Consider the following 16,011-nt stretch of genomic DNA (forward strand, 5'->3'; position numbering starts at 1 on the left):
GAAGCTAACCTGTCTGTTCGCGATTCCCAACCCGCTGTTGCCCAGACCGAACCGCAGGCAATCAGGACGGATCGGCCTCCGGCCGCCAGTAGGCCTGCGCCTTCACGCCCTTCTTGCCGAGGCCGAAGTCCTCGCGCAGCACCCCGGCGACGGCTCGAGTGCTGGTGGAATCCAAGGCGACCCAACCGAATTGGCCGGCGGACGGGGTGGCCGCGGCGCGCACCGCGTCGACGAGGGCGGCACCGTCACGCTCGCGGCGAACCCAGTGCAAGGTGTCCTGCGGCCGCAGCCGGATCGGCAGATCCTTGTCGTCGTCGTGCGCGAATTCGAACCAGATCGTGGCCGCCACCTCCGGCGACGACGACGCACTCAGCGCGTCGAGCAACGAATTGATCGCCGGCAGCGAGGCCGGATCACCCGCGATGAGCCACCCGGTGGGAGCCGGCTCCGGGATGGCGAACTTCGATCCCATGAACGTGGCACCGATGGTCGTCCCCGGCTGCGCGGCCTGAGCCCAGCGGGCGGCCGCGCCGTCGTGGATGGCGAATTCGATGAAGAAGGTGTCGGCCTCGGCGTCCGCGTCGGCGAGGGTGTAGCCCCGCTGATGCGCCTTACCGTTCGACTCGAACCACAACCGGACCCACATCGTCGGATGGATCGGGCGGTCGGCGAGCAGGCCGCCCCCGGTGAATCCGACGCGGATGTAGTGGTCGGTGATCACCTCGTTGCTGGTGACGGTGAATTCGTAGTCGTCGGCGCGGAGCAGCTTCAGGATCGCTCCCTGGATACCCCTCGACGGCGCCTTGTGCTGGGTCTCGGCCATGCCGGACGTCCCTTTCCTCGACGGCGGTTTGAGGTCAGGTAGCCTAAGTCAAAACAGGCGAGCCGCCGCGAGCGGGCCCACCAGGACCTTTTACACCGGCGCCAACGGCACGATTACACCGGCGCCAACGGCACAACACCGGGATGCTGGTCCAGGAAATCCTTGGTGAAGGTACACACCGGCCGCACCCGCGCCCCCTGATCGCGAATGTAGGCCAGCGCACCCCGCGTCAATCGGGTTCCGAGGCCGTGTCCGGTGTACTCGTCGTACAGAACGGTGTGCAGCACCGTCACCGTGCGTTGCCCGTCGACGTCGTCGATCGAGTAACCGAGAACTCCGACGAGGTCACCGGCGACCCACAGTTCGAAGCGCTCCCGCTCGGGGTTGTGCACCACCTGCGAGATCTGCTGAAGAATCGACTGCGCCGTCTGCGGCGGGCGATGCCGGTGTTTGCGTTGCATGTGTCCATATCCCTTATGCCGTGGTCCGGTGAACGACGAACCCCTGCCGACCGGCGCCCCTTCCTGTCGGCGAATCACTCTCTGTGATTCCGGTCACACACTACATTACGGTTCCGTAGGTGGGTGACGTGAACGCAACGGCCTGTGGACGAATCCGTTACGGTTCGGCCACCTCGGCCAGGCGTCTGCGAATCGCTTCCACATCCCTGCCACCCGCACCATCCACCGGCCCATCGGCGCCACACCACCCCGACGTCGATCGGTTGAACCCCGACCCGCGTATGCTCATCCGTGTACGACGACGATGCATATCGTCGGTGCACAACTTCACACGCGGGGGCTCCCACGTACCGGGGGCTGAGATGGCGACAGGCGGTCGCCGACCGCCCGAACCTGTCCGGGTAATGCCGGCGTAGGGAGACACAGACTATGGGCACACCTGTATCCGCCGACCGCACACGCACCACCGACACCGTCGACGGCTCGATCCTGACCACCGGCCCGATCCAGGGCAGCACCAAGCACTACCTCGAGGTGGACGGCCTGCGCGTCGGGCAACGCCGCATCCACCTCACCAACGGTGAGCACCTCGACGTCTACGACACCTCGGGCCCCTACACCGACGACGCCGCCGACATCGACGTCGAGAAGGGGCTGCCACCGACCCGCGATTCCTGGACGCGGCCCGCTCCGATCGACGGCGCCTCGACCCAGTTGGCCTGGGCGCGTGCGGGAATCGTCACCGACGAGATGCGGTTCATCGCCGCCCGCGAGGATGTCGATGTCGAACTCGTGCGCCGTGAGGTCGCCGCCGGCCGGGCGGTGATCCCGGTCAACCATCGACACCCCGAGTCGGAGCCGATGATCATCGGCAAGGCCTTCGCGGTGAAAGTCAATGCCAACATCGGCAATTCGGCCGTCACCAGCTCCATCGCCGAGGAGGTGGAGAAGATGGTGTGGGCCACCCGCTGGGGCGCCGACACCATCATGGACCTCTCCACCGGCTCCGACATCCACATGACCCGCGAATGGATTCTGCGCAACTCGCCGGTCCCCGTCGGTACCGTGCCGATCTACCAGGCATTGGAGAAGGTGAAGGGCGATCCGACCAGGCTGACGTGGGAGATCTACCGCGACACCGTGATCGAGCAGGCCGAGCAGGGCGTGGACTACATGACCGTGCACGCCGGGGTGCTGCTGCGGTACGTGCCACTGACCGCCCGCCGCGTCACCGGCATCGTCTCGCGCGGTGGGTCGATCATGGCCGCCTGGTGCCTCGCCCACCACGAAGAATCATTCCTCTACACCCACTTCGACGAACTGTGCGAGATCTTCCGGCGCTACGACATCACCTTCTCCCTCGGCGACGGACTGCGTCCCGGCTCGATCGCCGACGCGAACGATGAGGCTCAGTTCGCCGAACTGCGGACCCTTGGGGAACTCACCACGATCGCGAAATCTCATGGCGTGCAGGTGATGATCGAGGGACCGGGCCACGTGCCGATGCACAAGATCGCCGAGAACGTGCGGCTGGAGGAGGAACTGTGCGAGGAGGCACCGTTCTACACCCTCGGCCCACTCGCCACCGACATCGCACCCGCCTACGACCACATCACCTCGGCGATCGGTGCGGCGATGATCGCCCAGGCCGGCACCGCCATGCTGTGTTATGTCACGCCGAAGGAGCACCTGGGCCTGCCCAACCGTGACGATGTCAAGGTCGGCGTCATCACCTACAAGATCGCCGCACACTCCGCCGATCTGGCCAAGGGCCATCCGCGCGCACAGGAGCGCGACGACGCACTGTCCAAGGCGCGCTTCGAGTTCCGCTGGAACGATCAGTTCAACCTGGCACTCGACCCGGACACCGCACGTGAGTACCACGACGAGACCCTGCCCGCCGAGCCGGCCAAGACCGCCCACTTCTGCTCCATGTGCGGTCCCAAATTCTGCTCGATGCGGATCTCGGCGGACGTGCGCGCCTACGCCGAGGAGAACAATCTGGTGACCGCCGAGGACATCGACCGCAAGATCGCCGCCGAAATGGCCGCCAAGTCAGCGGAATTCGCCGACGCGGGCGGACGTATCTACCTCCCCATCGAGGCGGGCAGCACGCCGTGAGCTCTCACCCCCTGCCCACCGCCCCGCCGGGGGTCACGCCGACGCGGGTGATGACCGTCGCCGGCTCGGATTCCGGTGGCGGCGCTGGTATTCAGGCCGATCTGCGCACCTTCGCACTGTTGGGCCTGCACGGATGCGTTGCCGTCACCGCGGTCACCGTGCAGAACTCGGTGGGCGTCAGCGGGTTCCAGGAGATCGACCCGGGTATCGTTGCCGCCCAGATACACTCGGTGGTCTCCGACATCGGGGTGTCGGCGGTCAAGACCGGCATGCTCGCCTCGGCGCCGATCATCGACGCCGTGGTGGCCGCATGCACCGAACTCGGCATCGGGCGAGACGCGCCCGTCCCGCTGGTGGTCGATCCGGTGAGCGCATCGATGCACGGCGACGCCCTGCTCGCCACCGAGGCCCTGGACACGTTGCGCACCAACCTGTTTCCGCTTGCCACGCTGGTGACGCCGAACCTCGACGAGGTGCGATTGCTGACCGGGATCGAGGTCGTCGACGACGCCACCCAGCGTGATGCGGCACGCGCTCTTTACGCACTCGGCCCGCGTTGGGTGTTGGTCAAGGGTGGTCATCTGCGGACCAGCGCGCAGAGCCCCGATCTCCTGTTCGACGGTGAACAGTTCCTCGAGTTCACCCACGAACGCATCGACACCGGCCACGATCACGGCGCCGGCGACACCCTGGCAGCCGCGACGGTATGTGCTCTCGCACATGGCAGGTCGGTGCCGGATGCGGTCGGATTCGCCAAGGACTGGGTGACCCGCGGGCTCGCGGCCGCCTATCCCCTCGGCGCGGGCCACGGGCCGGTCAATCCGCTGTGGCGGGTCGGTGCGGCGCCGGACGGTGCGGCTACCGACGGTGAGACAGCACGTTGACCACGTTGCCGTCGGCGTCACGGAAGAAGAAACGCCGTACGCCCCACTCCTCGTCGGAGAGCGGGTGGACGATCTCCACACCGTCGGCGAGCGCCTGCGCGTAGGCGGCGTCGACGTCGGGTACCTGCAGCGACGCCACCGGATTCACTTGCGCGGTCGCATCAGTGGTCATCAGCGAGAATTGCGGTGCCGCACCACCGACGGCATCCGAATTGCCCAGCGTCGCAATCCATCCGTGATTCATCAGGACGTCGAGTCCCAGCAACGAGGTGTACATCGTCACGGCCTCGTCGAGGTCGTCGACTGTCAGGATCGGTACCGCGCGCACGAGTTCCATCTCCACGAGGATAGGGCAAGCGTGCGACCGTCGGCCGAGAACAACGTAGCGTGGAGCCATGACCTGGACCTACCTGATGGACATGGACGGTGTCCTCATCCGTGAGGACCACCTGATCCCCGGTGCCGATGCGTTCATCGCCGAACTCCGTGACGGCGGCATCCCGTTCACCGTGCTGACCAACAATTCGATCCGCACGCCCCGCGATCTGCGCGCCCGGCTCCTGCGCACCGGCCTGGACATTCCCGAGGATTCCATCTGGACCTCGGCGTTGGCCACCGCCCGTTTCCTGGACACCCAACGCCCCGGCGGCAGCGCATACGTCGTCGGCGAGTCCGGACTGACGACGGCCCTGCACGACATCGGTTACGTCATCACCGATGTCGACCCCGACTACGTCGTCCTCGGTGAGACGCGGACGTATTCGTTCGAGGCCATCACCACCGCGATCCGCCTGGTGGAGCGCGGTGCGCGGTTCATCGCCACCAACCCCGACGCGACCGGGCCGTCGGCGCAGGGCCCGCTGCCCGCGACGGGTGCGGTCGCCGCGTTGATCACGCGTGCCACCGGGCGTGACCCGTACTACGTCGGCAAACCGAATCCGCTGATGATGCGCTCGGCCCTGCGCAAGATGGGGGCGCATTCCGAACACACCCTGATGATCGGCGACCGGATGGACACCGACGTCATCTCCGGGCTCGAGGCGGGACTGCAGACATTGCTGGTGCTGTCCGGGATCTCGACCATCCAATCGGTCGAACTGTTCCCCTACCGGCCCACGCGGGTCATCGACTCGGTTGCCGATCTCGTCGGGCACACCACCAATCCGTTCGGCGGCGAACCCGACAGCCTCTGAGGCCTGAGTCCGGCCGAGAAACGCCGACCGCCCACCCGGTGAGTCCGGATGGGCGGTGAGAGTCGGGGTGACTCGACGTCAGTGAGCGAGCGCCTTCGCCTTGAGGGCCTCGTACTCGTCGGCGCTGATCGCGCCGGAATCCAGGAGCGACTTGGCGTCGGCGATCTGCTGCGCGGGTGAGGTACCGGCGACCGACTTGATGTAGCTGTCGGATTCCTTCTTGTACTCAGCCGCCGCCGCCTGCGAACGCTCGGCCATGCCCTGGCCCTTGGCCAGCAGGTACACCAGCGCCGTCAGGTACGGAAAGATGATCAGGAAGATCACCCAGATCGCCTTCGATAAACCGGACGCTTTATGATCACGGAAAAGGTCGGCGATGATGTACCAGAGCACCACCAGGTACGCGACGAACGCGAAGATGATGACCATCGACCACAGGAAATTCCAGAACGAATCCCACACGGGAGTGCTCCTTCAGAAATAGTGAAGCGACCAGTTTTCTGGCCAGCAATAGCATTGCACATATTCGCGGATTCATAGTGAGGCAAAGGGCTTATTTCGTGCCAACTTCTCCGTCGTCGCCCGGCGGGCACAATGGACCTCGTGAATCTGGAACTGGGACTCGACACCTTCGGTGATGTCACCGTCGACGACGACGGTGCACCGATCACCGCGGCGCAGTCGATACGCAATCTCCTCGAACAGGCCGTCCTCGCCGACGAGGTAGGCGTCGACTTCCTCGGCGTCGGCGAACATCACCGCGACGACTACGCGGTATCCGCGCCCGAGGTGGTGCTGGGTGCCGTCGCGGCCCGCACCACCCGGATGCGGCTGGGCTCGGCGGTCACCGTCCTGTCCTCCGACGACCCGGTCCGCGTCTTCGAACGGTTCTCCACCGTCGACGCCCTGTCGTCCGGTCGTGCCGAGGTGATACTGGGGCGCGGCTCGTTCACCGAGTCCTTTCCGCTGTTCGGCTATGACCTCGAACAGTACGAGGAGCTCTTCTCCGACAAACTCGAGTTGTTCTCCCACCTGCGCACCGGCAACCCGGTCACCTGGTCGGGCACCACGCGCGGCCCGCTGAGCAACCAGATCGTGCATCCGCAGCTGGAGAATCCGCCCCTGCCCGCCTGGATCGCGGTCGGCGGGAGTCCCGAATCGGTGGTACGCGCCGCGCGGCACGGACTGCCGCTGATGCTCGCGATCATCGGCGGCGACCCGCTGCGGTTCGCACCGTATGTCGACCTGTACCGTCGCGCGCTCGACCAACTCGGCAAGCCGACGGACCTGCCGGTGGGTGTGCACTCCCCCGGCCACGTCGCCGACACCGATGAGCAGGCCCGCGACCAACTGTGGCCGCACTACCGCTCGTACGTGTCGCGGATCGGCGCGGAACGCGGCTGGCCGCCACCGACACGCATCGAGTTCGAACGATCCACCGGACCGGGTGGCTCACTCTACGTGGGCTCGCCGGAGACGGTGGCCGGCAAGATCGCAACCACCGCCCGCGCGCTCGGTCTCTCCCGGTTCGACATGAAGTACTCCCATGGCGCCCTGCCGCATAGCGCCCTGATGCGCAGTGTGAAACTGTATGGCACGCAGGTCATTCCGCGGGTGCGGGAGTTGCTCAGCGACGACTGAGGGTCAGCAAGAAGTCCCCGTGCGGGTCGGTCCAGCTGGTGACGTGCGCCAATCCGGCGTCGGCGAGTTCGGCGTCCAGGGTGGCCGGATCGAACTTGGTGCTGATCTCGGTGAGGATCTCCGCGCCGGCCGGTAGTACCCAATCTCGTTGCAGCACCGCGAGATACGCCCGGACGTCCCGACGGGCCCGCAGCCACATCTCGATGCGGTGCCGGGCCGGATTCCACCGTGCGATGTGGTCGAAGTCGTCGGCGTAGAGTCCCGTCGCGGCCAGCCCGGTACGGAGCACCTCGATCATGTTGCGGTTGAAATCCGCTGTGACACCGGCCCTGTCGTTGTAGGCGGCGACCAGACGCCCGGTGTCCTTGATGAGGTCGGCACCGAGCAGGAAGTGGTCGCCGACCGCGAGTGACGCCGCGAGCCCGTCGAAGAAGGCGCGCCGCGCGTCGTCGTCGAAGTTGCCGATCGTACCACCGAGGAATACGACGAGGCGGTTCCCCGGCGAACCCGGAAGTGTCAGTTCGGATTCGGTGAAGTCGGCCTCGGTGGGTTCGATCGCGATGCCCGGGTAGTCACGCGCCAGGATCGTCGACGACTCGGCCAGCATCTCGGCACTGACATCCACCGGCACGTAGGTGACGTCGACACCCGCGGCGGCCCGCGCGGCGAGCGCATCGAGCAGTAGACGCGTCTTGGTGGAGGTGCCGGAGCCGAGTTCGACCATGGTGGTGGCGTTCGACGTGGCGACGATGTCGCGCGCGTGCGCCCGCAGGATCGCCGTCTCCCGACGTGTCGGGTAATACTCGGGGACGCGGGTGATCTCGTCGAACAACCGGCTGCCGCGTTCGTCGTAGAGCCACTTCGTCGGCAGCACAGGCGGATCGAGCCACAGTCCGGCCAGCGCGTCGGCGGCCAGCGGTGTTACGGCCTCAACGGTCACCGCGCCAACCTCAGCCCGGCGAACACCCACCGCGACGGAGCCGGGAAGAAGTTCCGGTACGTCGGACGTTCATGCCCTCGCGGGGTGATCGCGCTCGCTCCCCGCAGGACGTGCTGATCGGACATGAACTTGCCGTTGTACTCCCCGACCGCACCATTGGCGGGCACGAAACCCGGGTAGGGCAGATACGCGCTCGCGGTCCACTCCCAGACGTCGCCGATCATCGCCGCCCCGGCCATGCCCGGGTGGCATCGGTCCGGGTCGAGGAGCTCACCCCGTTGCGAGCCGAGCGCGCAAGCGGCTGCCTCCCATTCGAATTCGGTCGGCAGTCGGGCTCCGGACCACCGGGCGAAGGCATCCGCCTCGTAGAAGGACACGTGCATCACCGGTTCGCCGAGTTCGATGCGCCGTCGCCCGGACAGTGTGAAGGTGGTCCATTCGCCGTCGTCGAATCGCCAGTAGCCCGGTGCGTCCCAGCCGTGCTGACGAATCGTGGCCCACCCGTCGGACAGCCAGAATTCGTGGCGCCGATAACCGTCGTCGGCCATGAATTCCAGCCAATCGGCGTTGGTTACGGCGCGTTCGGCAATCTCGAAGTCCTCCAAGAACACTCGATGCCGCGGACCCTCGTTGTCGTAGGAGAAGCCCACTCCCGGCGCCGCCCCGATCTCGGTGATGCCGCCGGAGACCGACCGCCAGGTGGTCGGGCCGGTGGATGTGGGCGTGTCCGGGTCCCGGTCGACGTACACCGGTCCGGGTGAAAGCGGGATCGTGGAGAACAGGTGCTTGATGTCCATCAGGAGCAATTCCTGATGCTGCTGTTCGTGATTACAGCCCAGTTCGAGTAGGTCGAGGGCGTCGTCGTCGAGGGCGCCACGGGTGAGGACGTCCTCCATCGCACCGTCGACGTAGTTGCGGTAGTGCGTGATGTCGTCCACGCCGGGTCGGGTCACGAGTCCGCGGTCGGGGCGTGGGTGCCGTTCGCCGACCGCCTCGTAGTAGCTGTTGAACAGGTAGCGGTAGGTTTCGTCGTACACGGTGTAGGACGGGTCGCGCCGCAGGATGAACTCCTCGAAGAACCAGGTGACATGCGCGCGATGCCATTTCGCCGGACTCGCCTCGGTCATCGACTGTGGCGTCTGATCTTCTGCCGACAGTCGCGCCGACAGCAGGTCGGTCAGCTCCCGCACCTCTCGAAAGCGTTGCGCCGGTGACTGATCGGCGTGGGTACCGTCTGGGCTGGTGGAGATGCGTTCGGTAATGCTCACTGGAGTACCTCCCGTGGCGTGTGGACCCCGGGCTCTCCCGAGTCGTCGTAGTCCATCGTTCCTACGACGCGTGAAACTGTCAACGCGCCGAGATCACGCGTATTCCGTTCGGCACCGACGCCGGACGCCCCGCGCGCCGTGCCGTGCCGCGGTCACAACGCGAAACGACCGGCCCCACACGGAACTCCTCCGTGTGGGACCGGTCGCGTGGCGAGGTGCCGAAAGACCGGTTGCCCGGTAACGACTCTCGCATTCCGGACATGGTTGCGTGCGGCAAGCCCCAGGTCAGAACTCGTCGCCGACGACGTGCACCGCCGCCTCCTCCGCGCTGGCGCCGGCGCCGTCGATACCGCAGTCAGAGGCGACGGCCTCGGATTCGGTGTCCACACCGTCACCCCGATCGGGTGCGAGCAGGCGGCCGGCTCGACGCTCGCCCACCTGGTCGGCCCCCTCGGCGAATTCGTCGTCGGCGTCGGACTCGTGCGACTGCCAGTCCCGCTTCTCGTCGGCGACGATGTCGTCGAGCGGGTCGGTCGCACCGACGTCGGGCTCTTCCTCGGCGAGCTTCTGATCGAGCGTCTCCCCGTCACGCATCTCCTGGGCCGTCAACCCGTGGACGGCCCCCTTGGGCGCGTAGTCGGGCGGCGAGAAGCCTTCGTCGAGGACGTCGTCCACTCCTCGATCGTCGAGGGTGTCCTCGGGCTGCAGCTGATCGTCGGGGTCGAGGCTGTACTCGCCGTCGGAGCCTTCAGGGGTGCTGTCGTTGTCGTATCCGCTCACACTTCCAACGATGCCAGGCCGCACCGCACTAGGCCAGTATCCCCAGGTAATTGGGGTATTTCTGCCCTGAATCCGACCGTCGACGCCCATCGGCGGCCGGTAACATGTTTGTGAAACAGATCACTTTCTGCTGCTGCGTCGGCGACAATCGAGTCGTGATCGAGGAAATGCAGGACGAAGCCCGGTCCTTGCTGTCGGCCGGTGAGTACGGACATGCACTGGCCGAGTTCTCGGTCTTGCGCGAGATCCGATCACGCCGCGAGGGACCGTACTCGCCGATGTACCTGTCCAATCTGCACGATTCGGTGCGCTGCATGTCGCACCTGCACCTGTGGGCCGACGCGACGCCCCTGTGCCGCGAACTGCACGGCAAGTACGTCCGGACCCACGGTCGCGGCGAGGCGGACACCGTCGACGTCGCCAAACACTGGGCGTGGGCGCTGGTGCACCTCGACGACTACCCACCCGCGGTGCGGCTGTACCTACTGACCGCCGACGCCCTGTGGGACGTGGACCGCGAACAGGCGCACCGACTGCTCGGTGCGGCGTTGACTCACCGGCACGGCCTCGAGCCCGAGACCCTGGTGACGCCCGGCGAGATCGACGGCGTCGGGCTTCGTCATGCCGACGACGTGCTGGCCGACCTCACGTCGTTGCGCAGCCACCTTCCCGACGGCGCCGAACTCGACCGAACCGCATTCGACCGCACCAGTATTGATGGGTTGGTGGCGTAGCAGCCCTCAGACCGGCAAACCCGCCCGGACCCGGGTTCGGACATAAACCGACTGGTGGCTGAAGTACGAGGCAGTCGACCGATTGAACAACAGGTATCCAGGTAAGACCCACCCGATCCCAATGGTCGCCAGAACACCCAGCCAATGCCACCAACTCAGCGCCCCGGGCGCGCTGGAAGCCACACCCGGAATGAACAGCGTGGCAACCAGTAACGCCGGGAACAGAAGGCTCAGCGACCACATCACGATGAAGAAGGTGCGGGCGCCCCGCTTGCCACGAAGATATCTGATCGAGGCCAGAACGAAGATCAACGCAATCACCAGCAATACAAGTCCACCGATGAATGCGATCGTCGCATCGTCGTTGCGGGTCGTCGAGAGGCTACCGGAGTCGTCGATTTCATAGGTCGTCTCCCGTACCCAGCCTCCACTTCCGAGGGCCAAAGCGACCCCATAGCCCGCGTGTACCACCGAGGAGATCAACGCGAGCACACCGAAGACGACGACCTGCCACTGTATCCGGAGTGCGAGGTCGCGCGGGTCACGGAAGGGCTGACCCGACACAGGATGGCCGGGAGAACTGACCACCGGATACGCCGAGACCGGCAGAGTGTGAGCAGGGCCGGCGTACGCGGGCGGAGACGCCCACTCTCCCGGCGGGGGAAAACTCTGCTGCGGTCGCGGGATCTGTGGGGGTGGAGGTATCGGGGGAGGCGCAACCGGTGGCGCGGTGCGCGGTGGCGGAGGCGGAACGGCACCGAACGGCCGAGCGGGACGCGGTCCGGACGGCGGGCCGGGATACGACATTGTCCGATTTTAGGGCCGCCGACCTGCGCAGATCTGTCGCCCATTCAGAGGAAATCGGCAGCGCCGACCTCATCACCGACAGCGCTCTCGTCCCCGTTGACAGCGCTCTCGTCCCCGTTGACAGCGCTTTCGTCATTACTGACTCCGGCGGCGACGGCGGGTCGGTAACCGAATCCACCGACCTCGATGACATGGTCCGTCAGTGACACGGGCGCAGCCGAGGTGCTTGCCCATTTCTAGACATTCCGCCGAGTACAGGATGGCCGCGACCTGGGGTTTTGGCGCGAAGCTACTTCGAGAATGTCTAGAAATGGGCAAAGAGGTGATCGCGGGCGGCATTGACCGCGTCGGGTGTGGTGCGGGTGAGGTCAGTGTGATTTCTGGTGCATGCGGGACTGCTGCGAAGTGGATGTCACACGTTCCGAGATCTGCTTGCCCATTTCTAGACATCCGGCCGAGTACCGAATGGCCCTGACCTGGCGTTTTGGCGCGAAGCTACTCCGAGAATGTCTAGAAATGGGCAAGGGACCGGGTAGTGCGCGACGATGACGACGCCCAACCACAGGCGCCGTCAACCTCCGCCTTCCTCAGTCCTCAGTCGACAGCTGCCGAGCGTCGCCGGCCTCGACCCCGCACGAGATAGTTGTCGGCCGCGAACACTCCCGCATTGGCGAAGCCCACGGCAAGGAGTCCGGCGATCAGCGCGAGAGGCCATTCCCAGCCGGCCTTGCCATCGGCGACCCAGAAGCCCAGGTCCCAATGGACGTAGTAGATCGCGCCGATCATGTCGATGACCAGCAGCACCGAGACGATGGGCAGCAGCAATCCGAGGATCAGCAGGATGCCACCGACCAACTCGAGCCAGGTCACGGCGTAGGCGGAGAAGCCGGGCGCGACCACGCCCATCCCTTCGAAGTTCGCCTTCACACCGGAGATGTGGAAGGTGTTGAGCTTCTGCCACCCGTGGGCGATGAAGATGCAGCCGAGGATCACTCGGGCCGCCAAGAGGGCTATGCCCCGGAATCCGTTCATCTAACTCTCCTTTTCGACGAGAAGTCTTGTGGACTGTCTCCGCTATCGACCACCACAACCTATTCGGACCACGGTCCGTTTACAACGTGGCCCGACCGGAGCCAACCGATGCGCACGATGGCCGGAAGGTAGTCTGAGTGTCCGCAAGGTCGAAGCGACATCGGTCCATCTCGGGGCGATCGTCATCTGGTCGAGAGCTTCGACATCAGCCTGTGACCAGATCGCGATGCGCCGTGACATCGCGTCTCCGGCGCGGGCAGTTCGGCGAGTTCATGAAGAGGCGAGGAGATGTGGGTGCCGGGTAAGTCGGGCAGAGGCGCACGGCAACCGGGCTCCGGGCAACCGGTATTGGGTTCGCCGACCGACGTCCTCGATCCCTACCTGCCGGACAACGGAAACCTCGGCTACCGCATCAGCCGATACGACCTCGACCTCATGTACAAGGTCGCCGGCAACCGGCTCGAAGGCACCGCCACACTGACCGCGACCTCACACATCGATCTGCGACGGTTCAGCCTCGACCTGGCCAGCACCCTCACCGTCACGCGCGTGAGCGTCAACGACAAGCGCGTCCGCTATTCGCACCGCAACAAGAAGCTGACGATCACCCCGGCCGATCCCATCCCGCCCGGCGGCGCAATGACGATCGTCGTCCGCTACCACGGGTCCCCACGCCCCATCCGCAGTTCGTGGGGCGAGGTGGGCTGGGAAGAACTCACCGAGGGCGCGCTGTGCGCCAATCAACCCAACGGTGCGGCGTCGTGGTTCCCCTGCGACGACCACCCGATCGCCAAGGCGCCCTACCGCATCTCCATCACCACCGACAGCCCGTATTTCGCTCTGGCCAATGGCGTCCTGGAGTCCAAGCGGGCACGCGCCGCCCAGACCACGTGGGTGTATCACCAGGTGGAACCGATGCCGACCTACCTCGCGTCGATCCAGATCGGGCCGTACAAGAAGGTCTCACTGGCCACCAAACCGTTGCCCGTCGACGCGGTGATCCCGCCGCGGCTGACCAAGAACTTCGACGTCGACTTCGGCCGGCAACTCGAGATGATCGACGTCTTCGTCGAGATGTTCGGCCCGTATCCGTTTCCCCGCTACACCGTCGTCGTCACCGACGATCCCCTCGAAATACCCATTGAGGCACAAAGCTTTTCGACGTTCGGTGCGAACCACTGCGATGGCACTCGCAATTCGGAACGACTCGTCGCACACGAACTGGCGCATCAGTGGTTCGGCAATTCGGTGACGCTGGCCCGGTGGCGTGACATCTGGCTGCACGAAGGATTCGCCTGCTACGCGGAGTGGCTGTGGAGCCAACGTTCCGGCGGACGCAGCGCCGACGAATGGGCGCGCCACTACTACCAGAAGCTCGCCGCCTCCCCCGTACGCGTCCCCCTCGCCGACCCGGGTCCGCGAAAGATGTTCGACGACTGGGTGTACAAGCGCGGGGCGATCACCCTGCACGCCTTGCGTCTGACCATCGGCGACGGCAACTTCTTCGCTCTCCTGCACCGGTGGACCGAGAAGTACCGCTACGGATCGGTGACCACCGAGGACTTCATCGCCCTGGCGGCCAACTTCTCGTCCACCCCGCTGCAGGATCTGTGGCAGCGCTGGTTGTTCACCCCTGCCCTGCCGCCGTTCCCGGTTTAACCCGCACACGCTGCAGGTGCCACCGAAAAGCTTTGGGCGAGCCGGAAAGTGGCGGAAGAATGGTTCCTCCCCCGGGTTCGCTCCAATCCGCGGGAAATAGCTGGGGGACGAATCTGGACGTGAGGGAAGAAATCCGGCGGTAACGCACTCAGAGCCCGGTCAGATACTCCGTGACCTCGTCATACCGCGGCAGCAATCCGGACTCGGCGGCCTCCAAAAGTCCGGGCGCCGCCGTGTCTTTCGCGGACAGCTCGTAGTTCAGCGCACTGCCGTCGCGCGCGAGAGTCGGCCACTCGATGCCGAGTTCTTCATCGAGCGGGTTGATGCCGTGCTCGGCACCCGGGTTGTATCCCGTCGAACACAGATAGGTGACGGTCGAACCGTCGGCCAGCGAGAGGAACGCATGCCCCAGCCCCTCCGAGAGATACACCGTGCGGCGGTCGACGTCGTCGAGCAGCACCGTGTCGTAGGTGCCGAAAGTCGGTGAGCCGACCCGGATGTCGACGATCACGTCGAGGATGGCACCCGACGGACAGGTGACGTACTTCGCCTGCCCGGGCGGCACGTCGGCGAAGTGCACGCCCCGCAACACGCCGGCCGCCGACACGGACAGATTCACCTGGGCGAGGTCGAAGCGATGGCCGATGGTCTCGCTGATGACGTCGGCCTTGAACGCCTCGGTGAACAGCCCACGTGCGTCGCCGTGCAGCACCGGGGTGAACTCCCACGCCCCGGCAATGGACAGTGGCCGAACCTTCACGCGAATCCCTTTCCGCGGGCGAGGATGTCGAGGAGGTAGTTACCGTAGCCCGACTTGCGCAGCCGTTCCGCCCGGGCGGCCAGCTCGTCGTCGGTGAGATACCCATGCCGCCAGGCGATTTCCTCAGGCACCGCGATCTTGAGTCCCTGCCGCTGTTCAACGGTGCGAACGAAGTTCCCGGCGTCGAGCAGCGAGTCGAATGTGCCGGTGTCGAGCCAGGCGGTCCCGCGCGGCAGCACGGTCACCTTGAGTTCGCCGCGTTCGAGGTAGTGGGCGTTGATGTCGGTGATCTCGTATTCGCCTCGCGCACTGGGCCGCAGTCCGCGGGCGATCTCGATCACCTCGTTGTCGTAGAAGTACAGTCCTGGCACCGCATAGTTCGATTTCGGTGCGGCCGGCTTCTCCTCCAGCGACACCGCGGTCCCCATCTGATCGAATTCGACGACGCCGTACGCGCTCGGCTCGGCCACCCAGTAGGCGAAGATCGCCCCGCCTTCGATATCACCGAAACCCTGCAACTGCGAACCGAGACCGGGACCGTAGAAGATGTTGTCGCCGAGCACCAGGGCCACCGACTCGTCGCCGATGTGGTCGGCGCCGAGGGTGAACGCCTGCGCGAGCCCCTCGGGGGCGGGTTGGGTGATGTAGCTCAGCTCGATCCCGAACTGCGATCCGTCGCCGAGCAGCCCCCGAAAGGCCGCCTCGTCCGACGGTGTGGTGATGATCAGGATCTCGCGGATACCGGCCAGCATCAGCGTCGAGAGCGGGTAGTAGATCATCGGCTTGTCATAGACAGGGACGAGCTGTTTGCTCACCCCCTGCGTGATGGGGTGCAGCCGGCTCCCCGTTCCTCCGGCCAGAATGATCCCGCGCATGGGGCCAAGCCTAGTGGTTCGCCCATCCCCACG

The 16,011-nt window shown here is 65.7% G+C and carries 18 protein-coding genes and 1 riboswitch; of the genes, 7 read left to right on the top strand and 11 right to left on the bottom strand.

All coding sequences use genetic code 11. The annotated features are described in order from the left end of the window. Positions 1-61: 61 nt before the first annotated feature. Together ACWDPV_RS06755 and ACWDPV_RS06760 are read right to left on the bottom strand one after the other, a co-directional pair. On the bottom strand, positions 62-823 hold the full coding sequence (locus ACWDPV_RS06755; RefSeq protein ID WP_449742281.1) for a siderophore-interacting protein: 762 nt from the start codon (positions 821-823) through the stop codon (positions 62-64). A gap of 113 nt (positions 824-936) precedes the next feature. After that, the gene (locus ACWDPV_RS06760; RefSeq protein ID WP_449742282.1) at positions 937-1,284 is read right to left on the bottom strand and encodes a GNAT family N-acetyltransferase; all 348 of its coding nucleotides are present in this window, start codon (positions 1,282-1,284) and stop codon (positions 937-939) included. Between the two features lie 323 nt (positions 1,285-1,607). Beyond that, positions 1,608-1,720: riboswitch (TPP riboswitch) on the top strand. Between ACWDPV_RS06760 and thiC the strand changes: the two genes are divergently transcribed. After that, positions 1,714-3,405 carry a phosphomethylpyrimidine synthase ThiC gene (gene thiC / locus ACWDPV_RS06765; RefSeq protein WP_449742283.1) on the top strand — a complete coding sequence of 564 codons (1,692 nt, stop codon included), beginning with the start codon at positions 1,714-1,716 and terminating at the stop codon, positions 3,403-3,405. (Overlaps the previous riboswitch by 7 nt.) Before the next feature lie 50 nt (positions 3,406-3,455). Then, positions 3,456-4,289, top strand: coding sequence for a bifunctional hydroxymethylpyrimidine kinase/phosphomethylpyrimidine kinase (gene thiD / locus ACWDPV_RS06770; protein ID WP_449742448.1), 834 nt, complete (start codon positions 3,456-3,458; stop codon positions 4,287-4,289). On the opposite strand, the gene ACWDPV_RS06775 is transcribed toward thiD, so the two are convergent. Further along, a complete protein-coding gene (locus ACWDPV_RS06775) occupies positions 4,264-4,626 on the bottom strand; it encodes a VOC family protein (protein ID WP_449742284.1) in 363 nt (120 codons plus the stop codon). The two genes, thiD and ACWDPV_RS06775, sit on opposite strands and share 26 nt — an antisense overlap. Positions 4,627-4,684: 58 nt before the next feature. Between ACWDPV_RS06775 and ACWDPV_RS06780 the strand changes: the two genes are divergently transcribed. Then, the gene (locus tag ACWDPV_RS06780) at positions 4,685-5,482 is read left to right on the top strand and encodes an HAD-IIA family hydrolase (RefSeq protein WP_449742285.1); all 798 of its coding nucleotides are present in this window, start codon (positions 4,685-4,687) and stop codon (positions 5,480-5,482) included. Positions 5,483-5,560: 78 nt separating this feature from the next. Here the strand turns inward: ACWDPV_RS06780 and ACWDPV_RS06785 are convergent, their stop codons facing one another. Beyond that, on the bottom strand, positions 5,561-5,944 hold the full coding sequence (locus tag ACWDPV_RS06785; protein ID WP_449742286.1) for an SHOCT domain-containing protein: 384 nt from the start codon (positions 5,942-5,944) through the stop codon (positions 5,561-5,563). A 132-nt stretch (positions 5,945-6,076) separates the two neighbouring features. Between ACWDPV_RS06785 and ACWDPV_RS06790 the strand changes: the two genes are divergently transcribed. Continuing rightward, positions 6,077-7,123: an LLM class flavin-dependent oxidoreductase gene (locus ACWDPV_RS06790; RefSeq protein ID WP_449742287.1), complete on the top strand. Its 1,047-nt coding sequence runs from the start codon at positions 6,077-6,079 to the stop codon at positions 7,121-7,123. On the opposite strand, the gene egtD is transcribed toward ACWDPV_RS06790, so the two are convergent. The 3 genes from egtD to ACWDPV_RS06805 form a co-directional block, all read right to left on the bottom strand. Further along, a complete protein-coding gene (gene egtD, locus ACWDPV_RS06795; protein WP_348808327.1) occupies positions 7,110-8,063 on the bottom strand; it encodes an L-histidine N(alpha)-methyltransferase in 954 nt (317 codons plus the stop codon). The two genes, ACWDPV_RS06790 and egtD, sit on opposite strands and share 14 nt — an antisense overlap. Beyond that, complete coding sequence (gene egtB / locus ACWDPV_RS06800; RefSeq protein ID WP_449742288.1) at positions 8,060-9,331, bottom strand: ergothioneine biosynthesis protein EgtB; 1,272 nt, start codon at positions 9,329-9,331, stop codon at positions 8,060-8,062. The genes egtD and egtB overlap by 4 nt, the downstream gene beginning before the upstream one ends. Before the next feature lie 285 nt (positions 9,332-9,616). Beyond that, the gene (locus ACWDPV_RS06805; RefSeq protein ID WP_348808329.1) at positions 9,617-10,111 is read right to left on the bottom strand and encodes a DUF5709 domain-containing protein; all 495 of its coding nucleotides are present in this window, start codon (positions 10,109-10,111) and stop codon (positions 9,617-9,619) included. Positions 10,112-10,266: 155 nt separating this feature from the next. Here ACWDPV_RS06805 and ACWDPV_RS06810 point away from each other — a divergent pair, with 155 nt between their 5' ends. Beyond that, positions 10,267-10,845: a hypothetical protein gene (locus ACWDPV_RS06810; RefSeq protein WP_449742289.1), complete on the top strand. Its 579-nt coding sequence runs from the start codon at positions 10,267-10,269 to the stop codon at positions 10,843-10,845. A 6-nt stretch (positions 10,846-10,851) separates the two neighbouring features. On the opposite strand, the gene ACWDPV_RS06815 is transcribed toward ACWDPV_RS06810, so the two are convergent. Beyond that, positions 10,852-11,337, bottom strand: a complete 486-nt coding sequence (locus ACWDPV_RS06815) for a hypothetical protein (RefSeq protein WP_449742290.1) — start codon at positions 11,335-11,337, stop codon at positions 10,852-10,854. Positions 11,338-11,540: 203 nt separating this feature from the next. On the opposite strand from ACWDPV_RS06815, the gene ACWDPV_RS06820 reads away from it, so the two are divergent. After that, complete coding sequence (locus tag ACWDPV_RS06820; RefSeq protein WP_449742291.1) at positions 11,541-11,858, top strand: hypothetical protein; 318 nt, start codon at positions 11,541-11,543, stop codon at positions 11,856-11,858. A 388-nt stretch (positions 11,859-12,246) separates the two neighbouring features. Here the strand turns inward: ACWDPV_RS06820 and ACWDPV_RS06825 are convergent, their stop codons facing one another. Next, on the bottom strand, positions 12,247-12,684 hold the full coding sequence (locus ACWDPV_RS06825) for a DoxX family protein (RefSeq protein ID WP_449742292.1): 438 nt from the start codon (positions 12,682-12,684) through the stop codon (positions 12,247-12,249). A 294-nt stretch (positions 12,685-12,978) separates the two neighbouring features. Here ACWDPV_RS06825 and ACWDPV_RS06830 point away from each other — a divergent pair, with 294 nt between their 5' ends. After that, entirely contained in the window at positions 12,979-14,343 is a 1,365-nt protein-coding gene (locus ACWDPV_RS06830) for a M1 family metallopeptidase (RefSeq protein ID WP_449742293.1), read from the top strand. 148 nt (positions 14,344-14,491) lie between these two features. Here ACWDPV_RS06830 and ACWDPV_RS06835 read toward each other — a convergent pair whose 3' ends face one another. Beyond that, a complete protein-coding gene (locus ACWDPV_RS06835) occupies positions 14,492-15,103 on the bottom strand; it encodes a dTDP-4-dehydrorhamnose 3,5-epimerase family protein (RefSeq protein WP_449742294.1) in 612 nt (203 codons plus the stop codon). Then, positions 15,100-15,978: a glucose-1-phosphate thymidylyltransferase RfbA gene (gene rfbA, locus ACWDPV_RS06840; protein ID WP_449742295.1), complete on the bottom strand. Its 879-nt coding sequence runs from the start codon at positions 15,976-15,978 to the stop codon at positions 15,100-15,102. The genes ACWDPV_RS06835 and rfbA overlap by 4 nt, the downstream gene beginning before the upstream one ends. Positions 15,979-16,011 lie beyond the last annotated feature (33 nt).

The sequence above is a fragment of the Gordonia sp. NPDC003504 genome (assembly GCF_053587995.1).

Bases quoted from the DNA above. Each gene is read 5' to 3' on its own strand.
- ACWDPV_RS06755 (WP_449742281.1), bottom strand. From the start codon at position 823: ATGGCCGAGACCCAGCACAAGGCGCCGTCGAGGGGTATCCAGGGAGCG.
- ACWDPV_RS06760 (WP_449742282.1), bottom strand. From the start codon at position 1,284: ATGCAACGCAAACACCGGCATCGCCCGCCGCAGACGGCGCAGTCGATT.
- thiC (WP_449742283.1), top strand. From the start codon at position 1,714: ATGGGCACACCTGTATCCGCCGACCGCACACGCACCACCGACACCGTC.
- thiD (WP_449742448.1), top strand. From the start codon at position 3,456: ATGACCGTCGCCGGCTCGGATTCCGGTGGCGGCGCTGGTATTCAGGCC.
- ACWDPV_RS06775 (WP_449742284.1), bottom strand. From the start codon at position 4,626: ATGGAACTCGTGCGCGCGGTACCGATCCTGACAGTCGACGACCTCGAC.
- ACWDPV_RS06780 (WP_449742285.1), top strand. From the start codon at position 4,685: ATGACCTGGACCTACCTGATGGACATGGACGGTGTCCTCATCCGTGAG.
- ACWDPV_RS06790 (WP_449742287.1), top strand. From the start codon at position 6,077: ATGGACCTCGTGAATCTGGAACTGGGACTCGACACCTTCGGTGATGTC.
- ACWDPV_RS06825 (WP_449742292.1), bottom strand. From the start codon at position 12,684: ATGAACGGATTCCGGGGCATAGCCCTCTTGGCGGCCCGAGTGATCCTC.
- rfbA (WP_449742295.1), bottom strand. From the start codon at position 15,978: ATGCGCGGGATCATTCTGGCCGGAGGAACGGGGAGCCGGCTGCACCCC.